Source organism: Candidatus Villigracilis saccharophilus (assembly GCF_016711665.1).
Genome location: NZ_JADJSO010000030.1, coordinates 1 through 14,508, shown reverse-complemented (window position 1 = coordinate 14,508; position 14,508 = coordinate 1). Strand labels below are relative to the sequence as shown.

17 protein-coding genes are annotated in these 14,508 nt (G+C 50.0%); 4 read left to right on the top strand and 13 right to left on the bottom strand.

The annotated features are described in order from the left end of the window. Positions 1-292: 292 nt before the first annotated feature. The 3 genes from IPL17_RS11065 to IPL17_RS11055 all read right to left on the bottom strand — a co-directional run bounded on the left by IPL17_RS11065 (position 293) and on the right by IPL17_RS11055 (position 3,372). The gene (locus IPL17_RS11065; protein WP_345307145.1) at positions 293-2,266 is read right to left on the bottom strand and encodes a choice-of-anchor Q domain-containing protein; all 1,974 of its coding nucleotides are present in this window, start codon (positions 2,264-2,266) and stop codon (positions 293-295) included. Continuing rightward, entirely contained in the window at positions 2,169-3,002 is an 834-nt protein-coding gene (locus IPL17_RS11060) for a hypothetical protein (RefSeq protein ID WP_345307144.1), read from the bottom strand. Before IPL17_RS11060 ends, IPL17_RS11065 begins: the two co-directional genes overlap by 98 nt. A gap of 151 nt (positions 3,003-3,153) precedes the next feature. Further along, positions 3,154-3,372, bottom strand: a complete 219-nt coding sequence (locus IPL17_RS11055) for a hypothetical protein (RefSeq protein ID WP_345307143.1) — start codon at positions 3,370-3,372, stop codon at positions 3,154-3,156. A gap of 219 nt (positions 3,373-3,591) precedes the next feature. Between IPL17_RS11055 and IPL17_RS11050 the strand changes: the two genes are divergently transcribed. Together IPL17_RS11050 and IPL17_RS11045 are read left to right on the top strand one after the other, a co-directional pair. Beyond that, on the top strand, positions 3,592-4,818 hold the full coding sequence (locus IPL17_RS11050) for a helix-turn-helix domain-containing protein (protein ID WP_345307142.1): 1,227 nt from the start codon (positions 3,592-3,594) through the stop codon (positions 4,816-4,818). Between the two features lie 2 nt (positions 4,819-4,820). After that, a complete protein-coding gene (locus tag IPL17_RS11045; protein WP_345307141.1) occupies positions 4,821-6,131 on the top strand; it encodes a tetratricopeptide repeat protein in 1,311 nt (436 codons plus the stop codon). Positions 6,132-6,171: 40 nt separating this feature from the next. Here IPL17_RS11045 and IPL17_RS11040 read toward each other — a convergent pair whose 3' ends face one another. From IPL17_RS11040 to IPL17_RS11025, 4 genes are all read right to left on the bottom strand, one after another. Further along, entirely contained in the window at positions 6,172-6,585 is a 414-nt protein-coding gene (locus IPL17_RS11040; RefSeq protein ID WP_345307140.1) for a hypothetical protein, read from the bottom strand. A gap of 158 nt (positions 6,586-6,743) precedes the next feature. Then, the gene (locus IPL17_RS11035; RefSeq protein WP_345307139.1) at positions 6,744-8,267 is read right to left on the bottom strand and encodes a choice-of-anchor Q domain-containing protein; all 1,524 of its coding nucleotides are present in this window, start codon (positions 8,265-8,267) and stop codon (positions 6,744-6,746) included. Positions 8,268-8,327: 60 nt separating this feature from the next. After that, positions 8,328-8,852, bottom strand: coding sequence for a c-type cytochrome (locus IPL17_RS11030; protein WP_345307138.1), 525 nt, complete (start codon positions 8,850-8,852; stop codon positions 8,328-8,330). Positions 8,853-8,949: 97 nt separating this feature from the next. Next, entirely contained in the window at positions 8,950-9,225 is a 276-nt protein-coding gene (locus IPL17_RS11025) for a hypothetical protein (protein ID WP_345307137.1), read from the bottom strand. Positions 9,226-9,354: 129 nt separating this feature from the next. On the opposite strand from IPL17_RS11025, the gene IPL17_RS11020 reads away from it, so the two are divergent. Continuing rightward, positions 9,355-11,964: a tetratricopeptide repeat protein gene (locus IPL17_RS11020; RefSeq protein ID WP_345307136.1), complete on the top strand. Its 2,610-nt coding sequence runs from the start codon at positions 9,355-9,357 to the stop codon at positions 11,962-11,964. 85 nt (positions 11,965-12,049) lie between these two features. Here the strand turns inward: IPL17_RS11020 and IPL17_RS11015 are convergent, their stop codons facing one another. The 5 genes from IPL17_RS11015 to IPL17_RS10995 are packed head-to-tail and all read right to left on the bottom strand — an operon-like array spanning position 12,050 to position 13,511. Next, positions 12,050-12,301 (bottom strand): energy-coupling factor ABC transporter ATP-binding protein, encoded by a 252-nt coding sequence (locus tag IPL17_RS11015; protein WP_345307135.1) that lies wholly within the window; start codon positions 12,299-12,301, stop codon positions 12,050-12,052. Next, positions 12,183-12,551 carry a hypothetical protein gene (locus IPL17_RS11010; protein WP_345307210.1) on the bottom strand — a complete coding sequence of 123 codons (369 nt, stop codon included), beginning with the start codon at positions 12,549-12,551 and terminating at the stop codon, positions 12,183-12,185. The genes IPL17_RS11015 and IPL17_RS11010 overlap by 119 nt, the downstream gene beginning before the upstream one ends. After that, a complete protein-coding gene (locus IPL17_RS11005) occupies positions 12,548-12,649 on the bottom strand; it encodes an ATP-binding cassette domain-containing protein (protein WP_345307134.1) in 102 nt (33 codons plus the stop codon). The genes IPL17_RS11010 and IPL17_RS11005 overlap by 4 nt, the downstream gene beginning before the upstream one ends. After that, positions 12,616-13,296, bottom strand: coding sequence for an energy-coupling factor transporter transmembrane component T (locus IPL17_RS11000; protein ID WP_345307133.1), 681 nt, complete (start codon positions 13,294-13,296; stop codon positions 12,616-12,618). The genes IPL17_RS11005 and IPL17_RS11000 overlap by 34 nt, the downstream gene beginning before the upstream one ends. Next, the gene (locus tag IPL17_RS10995; RefSeq protein ID WP_345307132.1) at positions 13,293-13,511 is read right to left on the bottom strand and encodes a hypothetical protein; all 219 of its coding nucleotides are present in this window, start codon (positions 13,509-13,511) and stop codon (positions 13,293-13,295) included. The genes IPL17_RS11000 and IPL17_RS10995 overlap by 4 nt, the downstream gene beginning before the upstream one ends. 249 nt (positions 13,512-13,760) lie before the next feature. Here IPL17_RS10995 and IPL17_RS10990 point away from each other — a divergent pair, with 249 nt between their 5' ends. Next, complete coding sequence (locus IPL17_RS10990; RefSeq protein WP_345307131.1) at positions 13,761-13,976, top strand: hypothetical protein; 216 nt, start codon at positions 13,761-13,763, stop codon at positions 13,974-13,976. Positions 13,977-14,187: 211 nt separating this feature from the next. Here IPL17_RS10990 and IPL17_RS10985 read toward each other — a convergent pair. Next, a partial coding sequence (locus IPL17_RS10985; RefSeq protein ID WP_345307130.1) for an energy-coupling factor ABC transporter permease occupies positions 14,188-14,508 on the bottom strand: 321 nt, incomplete at its 5' end.

Genomic DNA, 14,508 nt, shown 5'->3' with positions numbered 1-14,508 from the left:
TAAGTGCCTAGAGTTTTCTCTCGTGGCTCCTGTTGTTACAACCTTTTCCAGTTTTATTTTTACGGCTTCCCCAACCCATCGTCCACCACTTGACCTTCATCCATCACAATCGTGCGCAGAAGTAATTCTTGCACCGTCGCATATCATGCATCGTGGTCGGCAAATCGCTCTGCCAATGAAATTAAATCAGCAACAAAGTTTTTACTGCAAAACCAAACTTAAAAAGAAGATATGGCTATGCTCTCCAACAGCATAGCCATATCTTCTTTTTTCAAACGCAATCAATTTTTATTTACGGGATCCCATCCCAATTGCCCGAGATGGGCATGTCGCCAGGATTGCCCAATGCGAATGTCAAATCCGCAAAGCCGATCGTGTTGCTGTTCCTCAGAAGGAACTGGGCATTGCGATAGACACCGATCGTGTCGATCCCGTCATTGTTCCAGTCACCCGTTACAGGCATGTCGCCGGATAGGCCATAGTTGATCGCAATGTCCGCGAAACCTGAGGTGTTGAGGTTCTTCAGGAAGATCACCCCGTTACTCGGGCGGAAAACGCCCGTCGTATCCGAGCCATCGCCGTTCCAATCTCCCGCGATGCCCACATCACCGGGATTTCCAAGGTAGAAGCTCATATCAGCCGTGCCGGCCGTGTTGGTGTTGCGCAGCAGGAATTGTCCGTTGCTGTAGACACCGATGGTGTCCACTCCGTCTCCATTCCAGTCGCCGACAACCGGCTGATCGCCGGGCGTGCCGAATGGAACGACAAGATCAGCATAGCCCAGTGTGTTGGAGTTCCGCAGATAGAAGACACCATTGCGGTAGATGCCGATGGTGGCGGTGCCGTTGCCATCCCAGTCACCTGCTACAGGATAATCCCCGCCCAATCCATAATTGATCGCTACATCCGCAAAGCCGCTCGTGTTGGCATTCTTCAGGTATAAAAGCCCGTTACCCGGACGGAATACTCCCGTTGTATCTCCGCCTTTGTTTATCGAATAGGTTTCTCCGCTGGTGAAATTCCCATCTCCCACCGCGACCCCGCCCAGGGGATTTGAATCAACGTCTATGATGGAATTGTTGTCGGCCACATTCAGACGGAGCGTGCCGTTGCCCAAACCGGTATTGACTGTAACCGTGTAGATGGTGCCTGCTCCGCTAACACCAGTTACAGACGCACCAGATACGCTTCCAGTTTTCGTCAATGTAAAATCATTGAATGGCGCAACGATATCGACCCCCGTTACAGATTCTGAAAACGTGACTGTGAAGTTGACGCTGGCCGCGCTGGTTGGGTTGATACTTCCTCTTACACTCGAAGAAACCACGGGGACAGTAGCATCACTTTCATACGAACCAATATCACAGCCTGCCCCCTGCGGACGTGCAACGCCGCGCTGATCTGTCGTTGGCGCGGCGTTGCCGCAAGTTCCAGCATCCTTGGCCGGGCTGAGCGGCAGGAACGCGTGTGTCATGGTCAGCTCGGTTGGCAAAACCACACTCGAAAAGCCAAGAGGAGCTAACAAAACATCGGTGTTAGGCTGATTGCCATTCGCTGTGCTGGAACCGCAGCTCACTCCCTGCCACAGGCTAAAAAGCTGGCTTTCGGGAGCCTCATATAACAGGCATTGATTGCTGATTGGGTCAAAGGCTGTATTGGCGGAAAACAGAGTGTTGGTCATGGCTAAATGACTGGCTGCGCCGGAATTGTGCAGCAGGCCTCCGCCGCCGCCACCCGCCAAATTCTTCGCAATGGTGATATTGGTCAAGGACAGCGTTCCATTGTTGAACACGCCACCGCCGAAATTGGCCTGATTCTCCGAAAGGGTGGAGTTGGTCAAGGTTAGGTTCGCCGTATCAGTGTTGAAAGCCGCACCGCCGTCGCCCGCAGTATTGAGTGCCAGCGTCACGCGAGTCAAGATAGACTGGCCGGTGTTATAGACCCCGCCGCCGCCCGATGTCGCCGAATTTCCAGACAACGTGACATCGGCCAGTGTAAGCGTACCGTTCAGGGAGTTGTAGAGCCCGCCGCCATAAGCCGCCTGGTTATTCAGCAGTTGGACATTTTGCGCCGCCAATTGACCATTGAAGTTAAAAATGCCCCCACCATTATTAGTGGCCGTATTACCCGACATGGTCGTCGCGCCATTGAGTACAAGCGCGCCGTTGTCATTGGCAATGCCGCCGCCGCTGGGAGCCGTGTTGTTGGTGAATGTCACCTGGCTTAATGTCACATTCCCGGGCTTGCTGGTAAATGCCCCCGCCAATATTTGCGGCGGTGTTTTGATCCATCAGGCTGTTGGCGATGGTTCCGTTGCATAATCTCAGAGTGATGGCACCGCCTGCCGATAGCTGCGACTGATTGTTTCGGAACGTGGTGGTTTGGATATCCAGCGTGGCACTCAAAACATTCAGCCCACCACCATTGGCACCAGGCGATATGGTTCGATTGTTCAGCACCTCGCTGTTGATCATGGTCAACACGCCTTCATTGAGACTGATCGCCCCGCCGTCACTGTCTGAACTGTTTCCGGTCAAATGGCTGTTGGTGACGCTCAGGGAAGCATGTCGTGCGTCAATCGCCCCGCCAAAGCTGGTGGAATTATTATCACGGAGCGTGACATCATTGAGCGTCAGATAGGTGTAGTCGCCGTTGAGATTCGGTTCCATGTAGATCGCGCCGCCGCCCGCCGCGTAGCCATTGATCAGCTGTATGTGACGCAGTTCAACCCGCGCCTGCTGGCTGACGAAGAAAATGCGCGTGCTGTTGCCGCCCGAGAGCGTGATCAGGCCGCCGCCGTCAATCACCGTACCATCGTTCAGGAATTTTTCGCTAGTGACCACAATCGTATGGGGATTGGGGCCGCAGTTGAAGCTCAAAACCCCGCCGGGTGCGGTTGCGCCGGGGTAAAGCTCCACGAGGGCGGCATCAAGCGCGGCCTCTGTGCAGCTGACGGGCGAGCCTGTGCCCACCACCGCGCTATCCGCTAGAACTGGGCGCACGCCCACGAATGTTACCAATAGGATCAAGCTAAAAATTAAAGATAGGAATTTTCTTTTCATTATTATTCTCCTTGAGAAGGTTCGCTCCTCTGTGATAGTGGATTAAGTTTATTCATCAGGATGGTATACGCTTATAAAAAAATGCAATGCTTTAATCACCTCCGCAGCTTCGGTCACTTTGGGCATCACACTGCTGTCGCCAAAGCCGGTAAACAGCACAAGGCAGGCAGGCAAAGTTAAGGTCAGGACAGACATCATTTTTGATCCCATTTGAAAGATCATTCTCGATCAAAACCGTGATGGTTTCTGTCACCTCGATCACTTCAGTCATCTTGATCATAAACAAGCGATGGAAAGTGCCATGTTTCATATGCCCATCTTACAAGCAAGGCCGTGACCAAAAGTGACATTTTGTGACAAGTGAAAACAGTGGGATGTATGGCCCAGCTGCGCATCACACGACTCTGAAAACTGTCACCATCCGAAAGGCATATACAACTCGACGAAGCGATCCAATTAATTTCCCCATCCAGAAAGTTTCAAATAAAAAAACCTACCTCCACTTCTCCTACTATGCTATGATGTCCTAATGAAAGTTCAATCAACCAACGCGCAATCATTGGCAGACCATCTTTTTCCAAAATCATTTAGTGAGGCGCTCAGGTATTTACGGAAACGCGCCCATTTAACACAGGATGAACTGGGCCGTTCAGTAGGCTATAGCCGTGAACAGATCGCCCGCCTTGAAAACGGCAGCCGCCTGCCGGATCTGGCAGTTGTGGCAGCGCTCTTTGTGCCTGCTTTGGATATTCAACACCAACCTAAACTCATTCAACAGCTGCTTGAATTAGCCGGACAGATGCGCAACGCGTCCAGTGGGCATCAACGGATTACCGTCACACGAACCACCCAGACAAAAACTCGCAGGGTGCTGGAAATCGTCAGTCAAGAATCCTCATCTCCCTACACACTTCCATCGCCGCTCTTCCCTTTGATCGGGCGCAGTGTTGAAACAGATTCAATTTGCAATCTTTTGCTGAGCGAGGCGCGCCTTGTAACTCTGATCGGCACCCCAGGCATTGGTAAAACGCGGCTGGCACTGGAAGTTGCGCACACTTTAAAAACCCACTTCGCCCAAGTAGTATGCTTTGCCGCGCTGGATTCAGCGCAAAGCGCAAAGGATGTGCCAGGTGCTATTGCTGCCGCATTAGGGATTACCCAAACCGCAGATCAAACCATTGAAGCCGCGATCCGCACACACCTTGCAGGCGGTGAAATTCTTCTGGTTCTTGATAACTGTGAACATGTATTGGAAGCGAGTAACCTTTTTGGCGAGTGGCTCGCAGCCGCTCCCAAATTAAAACTACTCTGCACCAGCCGCATGGCACTTGACCTTTACGGTGAGCACGAATGGGAATTATCTCCGCTGGCTTTACCCGACCTGGCGCATTTACCTGCCCTGGATGAATTAAATAAAATCGCAGCCATTCAATTAATTGTTGCGCGAATACGTACCACCTATCCCGCCTTCCTGCTGAATATGGATAACGCCATCGCCATCGCCACTTTATGTGTAGCTCTGGACGGTTTGCCCCTGGCTTTGGAATTGGCAGCCGCACGTATGCATGAAATGGTCCCGAATGAATTATTGCGTCAGATCGTCAGCGCCCGCAGCCGCTCACAACTTTCGTCAACATTATTGCAGCAGACCAAGCGCAACGTTGCGGAGCGCCATCGAACTCTTCATGATGCAGTTGCCTGGAGTTATCACCTGCTGACTCCGCCCAACAGGCAGTATTCATGCGACTGGGAGTAATTGTGGGAGGCTGTACAATCCAAACCGCGAAAGCCATTTGCGGTACAGATCTTGCCACCCTGCAAACATTGGCTGCGGCCAGCCTCATCCGCCTTGAAATTGAATCACCCGAGGGGCGAGTAACGATGCTGGAGACCTTGCGTTCCTTCGCCCTGGAGCAGCTTATCAGCGCCAATCTTTTATATTCACTCCAGCGCACCCACGCTGTCTACTTTGCCGAATATGCAGAAAAGATATTTAAAGAAGTACAGGGCGAGCAACAGGCACACTGGCTGGCGCAAACCCGACTCGATCATGATAATTTCAGATCCGCGCTTCGCTTTGCGCTGGAACAGGATGATGCAGATATTGCCGTCACGATCGCAGGCGGGTTATGGTGGTTTTGGTATCGTCAAGGTTTTTTATTGGAAGGAAAGCAATGGCTGGAAGCAAGTTTACATCGCCCAGTAAAATCCGCACTGACAGAAACACAAAAAAGAAAACGCGCCATTGCGCTCAACGGCGCAGGTTCCATGGCGTGTGAACAATGTGATTATCCCTCTGCCATGGCATGGCACAAAGAAGGATTGGCATTGCGGCACGAACTGGAAGATCAGATCGGCATCGCCACTGTACTACATAACATGGCAATGGTGGCGCGCTGTCAGGGCGAGTATGAGCAAGCCATTCAATTATTGGAAGAATCATTGACAATAATACAGGGAACAAGCGATCGAAATGAGATCGTGATGAACCTTGCCAACATTGGAATTACCGCTGGCGAAATGAATAATTTGGATCTGGCTCAAAGCTGGCTGGAGCGCGCCTTCGAAACAGTAAACTCAACTGAAGACCCCTGGGAAACAGCTTTTATTGCCGTCAATCTCGCGCAAATATTATTTTGGCAGGGTAACCTCAAACAAGCTGAAAAATTAGCGCAGCAAAGCCTGCAATTGTTTACAGAATTGGGAGACCTGCTCTACCTGCCTGAGGCTCAGTTAATTCTGGCGCAGATCGCCATTGAACAAGGCGATCTTTCACAGGCGAAACAGTTCTGCGCAGAAGTATTACATCATTATCAAGAACCGAAAGATGAACATGGAATTTCAAACGTTCTCCATGTACTTGCCTGGATAGCACTTACAGAAGATAAAACCCGCAGCGGCACAGAACATGCCGCCAAACTATTTTCAGATTCTGTTTCCTTGCGAGAAAAAATCAACCGCATTTTATCTCCTGCGGAGCAAGCCAGGAATCAACTTTTTCAAAACGCTTTAAATCAGCGGCTAACCCACCAACCCAATAAACGAGCGGCAGGAGCTTTGGGAACATAGCCATGTTTTCTCAACCCTCACAAAACACAATTCTTATCATCTACGGGATCCCATCCCAATTGCCCGCGATCGGCATGTCACCAGGGTTCCCCAGCGCAAAGACAATATCCGCAAAGCCGATCGTGTTGCTGTTGCGCAGCAGGAACTGGGCATTGCGATAGACACCGATCGTGTCTATCCCGTCATTGTTCCAGTCGCCAATCACAGGCATGTCGCCGGATAGACCATAATTGATATTGATGTCTGCAAAGCCTGTGGTATTGAGGTTCTTCAGGAAGATCACCCCGTTACTCGGGCGGAAAACGCCTGTGGTATCCAAGCCATCGCCATTCCAATCTCCCGCGATGCCCACATCACCAGGGTTTCCAAGGTAGAAGCTCATATCAGCCGTTCCCGCAGAGTTGCTGTTGCGCAGCAGGAATTGTCCGTTGCTGTAAACCCCGATGGTGTCCACCCCATCTCCATTCCAGTCTCCGACAACCGGCTGATCGCCCAGTGTGCCGAATGGAATGACAAGATCAGCAAACCCAACAGTATTGGAGTTGCGCAGGTAGAAGGAACCGTTGCGGTAGATGCCGATGGTGGCGGTGCCATTACCATCCCAATCACCCGCTATTGGATAATCTCCCCCAATCCATAATTGATCGCTACATCCGCAAAACCTGTTGTGTTGGCATTTTTTAGGTACAAAAGTCCGTTACTCGGGCGAAATACTCCTGCTGTATCGTTACCATCAGGACGGAGCTCATATGCTCCAATATCACAACGCGCGCCCTGCGGACGTGCAACTTCGCGCTGATCAGCAGGGAGGACAACGTTAGAAGAGTTTATACAGCCAAGCACAGGATCAGCGCCATCAATTGCATTACTGCCTGCCAGCAGTGCAATTGTTTTTGTTGGGCCGCCGTTGTCCTGCAAGATGCCAAGCAGATTGAGATCATTGAGTTGTGCCCAAGTGCCGGTGCCGGTTATGACCGTACAGCTACCACTCGTATCGTTATAAGGAGCCCCGATCAAGTTCCGTCCGTATGAACTGATCGTCCCGCCGCAATCATCATAGACTGGAGCGCCGCTGACGCTATTGCCTGCTAACAGCGTATTGCGCATGTTGAAAGCGCCAGTGTTATACACGCCCCCCGCCTGCCCACCATTGATATCTGCATCCCAATCAGCACCGTTGAAGGCAATGGTGCTATTGTAAACATTGACCTGTCCTGTACTCTTATTAAGGATCGCGCCGCCATTAAAATTTGCCAGATTTCCAGTCAGTGTGCTATTGATCAAGACCAGGTTTTGAGAAGAATTGTAAATCCCGCCGCCGGAGCCATACGCGCTGTTATTGCTTATCGTACTATTGCTGACCTTTATTTCCGTCCCGCCGCTCTGAATGCCGCCGCCATTGCCGCCGGTGCTGGAATTCCCGGAGATTGTGCTATTCATTATGCTAAGAAAACTGCCGCTTTCGTTAATACCACCGCCGCCCAAGGATGAGGTATTTAGATTAATCGTGCTGTCACTTATCCCTAACTGATTTGCATTGAATATTCCACCCCCATAGCCAGCGCAATGATTATTCGTAATTACCACATCCCTCAAACTTAAAAAACCTTCGTTAAAGATTCCACAACCATTAATGTTGCCTGTTACCAGGTAGCCATTTTGAATGGTTACTCCTGAAATATCCACGATGCGACCGGAATGCACATGCAGCACACGTGCATAGGAATTCGCGTCAATGATAGTTGTGGCAGCACCAGCGCCAATAATATGATAAGTCGTAGAGGTTGTCAGATTCAGGTCTCCGCTTTCGTCGCCATCTGCTGGCGAAGCCGGAGGAGTCAGAACATAGTGGCCTGATGGCACGTTGATAGTTACACTACTAACTATAAAACCGGCTCTATTGGCCTGCATGATCGCCGCACGTAAGGTGCATGTATTCGCCGCCGTATGACAAGTGCCGGGCTGGGTCAGATCATCTGGCAGGTCAAGAGTGCTATTAACATTAAAGGTATAGTCGATAAAACTAAGCGGAGCAGGCAGTGCGTCGGCTTTGACAGGCGTGACGCCAACTGTGTTAAAAGTCAGTGTCATCAAGATCAGAAAGATTATGACTAGGTGAATAAGTGTGTGTTTCATTTTTTTCCTTGGGTCTAAAGCTATTAAATAATTCCATTGTCCAGCAAAAGTACGCAGACTCTATTTACCGCTTTGCTCATTAGCTGGAACAGATTGCAAGTACATCCAGATCGCTTTGAGTTCATCATTAGTCGAGAGTCGTATTTGCGGCCAAGGCATATATTCTGGATTCATTTGATGGCCATCAGGAGTAATACCCGTGCGAATTGTGGTGAAGAATTGATCTTCCGTCCATGAACCAGGCTCACCTCCAGGTGTGATGTTGGGAACGAGGAGTGAGACACCCGGTTGGGGATAGGGTCCGCCCGCCAAATTTTCCGCATGACAATCGAAACAGCCGCTGATAGTAACCAGATACTGACCATACTCGTTTGTCACACCAGCTGCGGGCGCAGTCACATGCGATTTGTGATTTACGATTTCAACAGGCAATTTGATAATACCCGCGCCAACCATGATCTTTGCCAGAGGAGTGAATTGCTGTCCGTTCGTTTTGTGATCCACAGGGGGGATTGTTTTCAGATAAGCTATCAGTGCGCCAAGTTCTTCATCGCTAATATCCTGGAATGCCACAACGGACGGCATAAATATAGGTTTCCCTTCGGGGTTCACCCCGTGGCGGACGGCGCGTACATAATCTTCGTCTGTGGTGAATTCGCTCCGATCCCGCCTTCGCCCGAAGTCAGGTTCGCAGAATCAACCGTGCGGCAGGTGGAAAGCTAAACCAGGTTTTTCCACTCAAATCATTTGTATGACAGTGGGCGCACAATGTTTCGACAAGGTGCCTGCCTGCTGCAAGGCTGGCAGTATCAGTTGGGATAGAGATGTTGTCCGCGGGAATCTCATAGATCTTGTTGAGCCGCGCACTGCCTTTGAAGTAGAGGATGGCTGCCAGCATGAAGATCAGGCCGATCAGTGAGCCTAATACGATCCCGATCCACTTAAATATTTTTTTCATATAACGTTCTCCTTTTTGGAAACTTATGCCAACTATCAAATGATATACTTTCTTTTATAAATACAAATTTACCCGCTATTGATCTTGAATGGTTGACACAAAAGTGACACAGTTTCTGGAGGGAACAAGTTGGTTGATATATCGTTTGGCGGGTGGCTTAAGCGCCAGCGTAAAGTGTTGGGGTGGACTCAGGAACAACTCGCATTGCAGGTCAGCTGCTCAATGAGCGCATTACGCAAGATCGAAGCAGGCCAACGCCGCGCCTCAATACAAACTGCAGAACTATTCACGCAAGCCTTCAAGATTCCATCAAATGAACGCTCTGCGTTTCTGAAATTTGCACGCGGCGATTGGCAGTCTGCATCGGCACTTCTTAATGAGGAGGCTCCCTGGCGCGGCCCATCATCCCGTCGATCCAACATCCCCACCCCGTCAACTTCATTGATCGGGCGCGAACAAGACATCGCAGATGTCTGCGAATATTTGAACAAAGAAAATATTCGCCTCGTCACCCTGATCGGCCCTCCGGGCATCGGCAAAACGCGTTTGAGCATTGCTTCCGCGCAACAATCGCCCCTGGCTTTTTCAGATGGAGTTTTTTTTATCCCTCTGGCTACGATTGAAGATCCGTCCCTTGTTGCGCCTTTCATCTTTCAAGCGCTCGGTTACGTGGAAACAAAAAACAAATATGTGATCGAACAGATCATTGATGGGGTTGGGGATAAACAAATGCTGCTTGTGCTGGATAATTTTGAGCATCTCATGGATGGCGCTGCGCCGCTCGTCTCAAAACTCCTTTCGGCCTGCTCCAAATTAAAGATCATGGTCACCAGCCGTGAATCTTTACGCATCCCAGGCGAATGGCTTTATTCCGTCCCAACGCTACAGATTCCCAAAGAAGATGCAATGATTGATATGGAAGCAGCTTCGGATTTCCCAGCTTTAAAGCTGTTTACCGAGCGCGCCCGCGCAGTGCGTTCAGATTTTTCACTTCGTGCTGATAACATTCAAACCATCGCTTCTATTTGCACACAATTAGACGGGCTGCCATTAGCGATTGAATTGATCGCAACTCGCATTCGTTTAATGTCACCCCAGCTTTTGCTGGAGCGTTTGAACGATCAGTTTGTATTATCTGCAGATGGAATGCGCCCAGAAACAGTACGGCAAAAAACGCTTAACAATGCCATCGGCTGGAGTTATAACTCGCTTACCGAAGCAGAAAAAATCTTGTTTGCCAATCTTTCAATTTTTTCTGGGGGCTTTACACTGAATGCAGTTGAGACGATTTTTTTTGACAACCATGCAGAAAAAACCATCCCTGAACTGATTGCTTTGCTTTCAGACAAAAGCCTTTTACAGCGAACGTTGGATCCTCAAGGTGAGACGCGTTTTACCATGCTGGTGACCATTCAAAAGTTCGCGTTTGATCGTCTGCGCCAAGTTAACGGGGAAAGTGAGATGCGAAATAAGCATCTCGCCTATTTCCTTGATTTGACAGAGCAAGCGGATAAAGAAACTCATGGCCCAGACCAAATCAAATGGATGGATCTTCTGGAAAATGAGCTTGATAATTTGCGCGCAGCTCTTAATTGGTGCTTATCTTCAGGGCAAACTCAATATGGTTTGCAGTTATTTGCAGCCTTAGCGTGGACGTGGAATGTGCGCTGGCTTCCGAGTGAGGCGCGCAATTGGTTTTATAAGTTACGCGCCATGCCGAATGTTGGCGAGTATCCTAAAAATTATGCGCGCGTTCTTAATGGCGCTGGTCTCCGTGAATGGCGTACAGGAAATTATGGGGAAGCGTATTCTGTTTTAGAGGAAAGCCTTGCAATATGGCAGAAACTTGGAGCCGATGAAGATTTGGGGCAGGCAGAGGCCCTGAATCGGATGGGCTTGCTGGCGCGCTGGGGAGATTCAGATCTTGATGTTGCAGAATCTTATTTCAATCGGAGTCTTGCTATATACCAAATCCGTAAGAAAACATGGGGCACAGCCTGGAATTTATTTCTTTTAGGAGGTGTGGCCATTGGCCGCGCTGAGAATGAGACAGCTTTTTCTCTTTTGCAGCAAAGTCTGGAGCTATTACAGGAATTAGGGGATCTATGGGGAATAGGCCGTGTGTCTCAGTTTTTGGGTGAACTGTATTTTCGACAAGAGAATTATAAAAAAGCTCTTTTTTATTTCAATCAACACCTGCTTAATGATGAGAAAATTCGTTTTATGGATGGAGTTTCAGTTGCCCTGGCTAATTTGGGTGATTTACACCGCATTCAAGGCGATTACGCTCAAGCGGAACAATACTATAAAAAAAGCCTGACGATAAGTCGTGAGTATGGCATGAAGGCCGATGTTGTAGTTAATTTATATGATTTGGGATTGCTGGCTTTACAACAAGACAATTATCCAGAGGCATTGCGTTACTTTATTGATTTTTTTGAAACAGCCCGAACGGTACATGGAGAAAAAAAGGCGTCTCACTTTTTTATCGGGTTGGCGGCTGTAGCAGCAGGAACAAACCAACCTGAACGTGCTTCAATATTATTCGGTGCAGCGCAGGCAATACCGGATACGACAGGAAAACGCTATTTACCATTCGACCAAACTGAGTTTGAACGGCATATCCAAATGGCACGTGATCAACTTGGCGTTGAAACATTTACGATACTACAAGCTAGAGGCAGAGCATTGCCTTTGAAAGAAGCAATTGCATTTGCACTTGAGAATCAAGATCTATAAATTTTCAATAATTTGCCTGTCTTCCCTCAGTTGAAGTCTCAATTCACGCTACTAATTATTATCTTCAATCTATCTTATCAATTCTCTACGGCTTCTCCAACCCATGCGCGGTCAACAACTCTTCGTTCTCCAGTATATCCATCGTCAGCCCATCGGCCACCACTTGACCTTCATCCATCACGATCGTGCGCGGAAATAATTCCTGCACCAATTTCATATCATGCGTCGAGACCAGCATTGTGATCGGCAGTTCGCGCAACAAGTTGATCAATGTCCTGCGCGCTCGCGGATCGAGTCCAGCGGACGGTTCGTCCAAAATCAAAACGCTTGGATTCATCGACAACACTGTCGCAATGGCAATGCGTTTTCTCGCCGACACTTAAATGATGTGACGGTCGGTCTTTATAGGAGGTCATGCGCACCGCTTCGAGCGCAGAGTCCACGCGTGCGCGCACTTCCGCTTCGGGCAGCCCCATGTGCAGCGGACCAAATGCCACATCCTCGAACACGGTCGGTGAGAAGAGTTGGTCGTCGGGGTTCTGGAACACGGAGTCCGACCATTGAACGGATGACAAGGCAGTTGTCACGAGTGGCGCAAACCGCTCAATTCGATCTCGCCCCTTCCTTCGAGGATCCCATTCAGGTGCAGCATCAACGTGGACTTGCCCGCACCGTTCGGACCCACCAGCGCAACCTTATCGCCCTCGCACAATTTAAATGAAACACCATGCAACGCAGAATGTCCATCGGGATAAGAGAAATGTAAATCGCGCACTTGCGGCGCATCGCCTTCACATTCGGGATATGAAAATTTTTCGAAGCATGTGTAATTGGCATTAGAACCGTCCCACAGGTTGCGGCAAGAATAAATAGAAAAGCGGCCGCGCCATACGCCCAATCACGACGGTGAAGTTCATGCGCATTCAAGGTCCGCAGTTGACCGGCATAGCCGCGCGCCAGCATCGCATTATAGATGCGATCACTGCGCTCATAGCTTCGCAGAAAGAGTTGACCGGCCATGTGACCAGACACTCGCGCGCGCCACAGCACGCCTCCGCCCGACCTTTGACCTGCTCTCGCCGCCGAACGAGATTGTCTCGCCCGCAGCAATCGCATCACTTCATCCGTCAGCACGAAAAGGTAGCGATATAAAAACGCGATAATGGTCGTGAGAATGGCAGGTACGCGTAAATGCTCGAATGCATGAATGAGGTCTGGAAAGCGAGTTACTGCCACCAGCAGTATCGCCGCCTGCACCGATAACCATGAACGAATGACAATGCTGACAAAGCGCAGCAACCCGGCATCCGTGATCGTAAAGTCAGACATCATAAAATGAAATTGAAAGATCGATTTGCCAGGGAACAGAAAATAAAAACCGTCACCGCCACCAACGCAAGGGCAATGCAAATAAAGGAACGTTGGAAGGTGTATCCCAGTCCAAGGTCAGACAGCGCATTGCCAAGGATCAGGAAAAGCCAGGCCAACCCAAAAGCAGACCATGCGCCATCGGGCAGCAATGCGTTTGAAAGAATGAAAGCGATCACCACCACCACTTTAATGCGTGGATCAAGGCGATGGAGCGCGCTGTCGTGATGATGATAACGGTCGAAGCGTCTGAATGCATGGCGATTTATGATTTATGATTTTGATTTTGGATTGCATGGAACGTCCAACAATAAAAACGATTGCCAGAACAGCATGAGCACCGATCACACCCGCGACATGGTAGAGATGGTGTGGTTCCCAGAAATGGGATCGATAATCGGGAATGACTTCGCGGCGCCGATTGAGCGATGTTGATAAAACCGAGATCTTCGGCGACACGTTCAAGTCCATCAGGGCTGGCAGATGCAAATGGTGAAAGCAGGACAACTGCCAGCGTGATCCAAGACGCGGTCAATATCAGCCTTTGCTGCACCGAGCAGATTCTGATCCCTCGCCCAAAAAGATCGGGGCGGGACCGCAAGATGAAAACTATAGCCGCGACGGTGATCAATGCTTCCGCTTAAGCCCAATAAAGGCATGAACGAACAACATGGCGGGGACAATGATCTGAACTTCCGCGTTTCCGCTTAAACAAATTTGCAGGCAGTGGATAGCGCACCAGCCATCACAGACAACCAGGCCGCCGCGCCGATCACCGCGTGTTTGACCGTGCGATTACTTCAAGTACCAGAACGGTACAAACCGCAGCCAACCGCGCAGGTCAGGATGCCCATGTTAAAGGATGTTCGCACCCATCACGATCAATCCGCCGTCCTGAAAGAGCGGTCCCTGCACCGCGATAACAGCAGTCATCACCAACATGCCAGCCCGCGGGCCGAGGCGTAATGGCCGCCAGCACGCCCGCCGAGCAAATGTCGAAGTACCGCCGAGGACCGGGAAGTTGATCATCTGCGCCGCAAAGATGAACGCGGCCATGACTCCCATCAAAGGGACTTGTTTTTCACCAAGTGATTTATTCGTACGTGAGATGGCGATCCCAAGAGTCACAGCCGTGATGGCCCAGCAGATCAGCGAAACGGCGATGCTCAGAAAGTT

Excerpts from the sequence above, each read along its gene's own strand:
- IPL17_RS11055 (WP_345307143.1), bottom strand. The coding sequence starts at position 3,372 with ATGAAACATGGCACTTTCCATCGCTTGTTTATGATCAAGATGACTGAA.
- IPL17_RS11050 (WP_345307142.1), top strand. The coding sequence starts at position 3,592 with ATGAAAGTTCAATCAACCAACGCGCAATCATTGGCAGACCATCTTTTT.
- IPL17_RS11035 (WP_345307139.1), bottom strand. The coding sequence starts at position 8,267 with ATGAAACACACACTTATTCACCTAGTCATAATCTTTCTGATCTTGATG.
- IPL17_RS11030 (WP_345307138.1), bottom strand. The coding sequence starts at position 8,852 with ATGCCGTCCGTTGTGGCATTCCAGGATATTAGCGATGAAGAACTTGGC.
- IPL17_RS11025 (WP_345307137.1), bottom strand. The coding sequence starts at position 9,225 with ATGAAAAAAATATTTAAGTGGATCGGGATCGTATTAGGCTCACTGATC.
- IPL17_RS11015 (WP_345307135.1), bottom strand. The coding sequence starts at position 12,301 with ATGAATCCAAGCGTTTTGATTTTGGACGAACCGTCCGCTGGACTCGAT.
- IPL17_RS11000 (WP_345307133.1), bottom strand. The coding sequence starts at position 13,296 with ATGATGTCTGACTTTACGATCACGGATGCCGGGTTGCTGCGCTTTGTC.
- IPL17_RS10990 (WP_345307131.1), top strand. The coding sequence starts at position 13,761 with ATGTTGATAAAACCGAGATCTTCGGCGACACGTTCAAGTCCATCAGGG.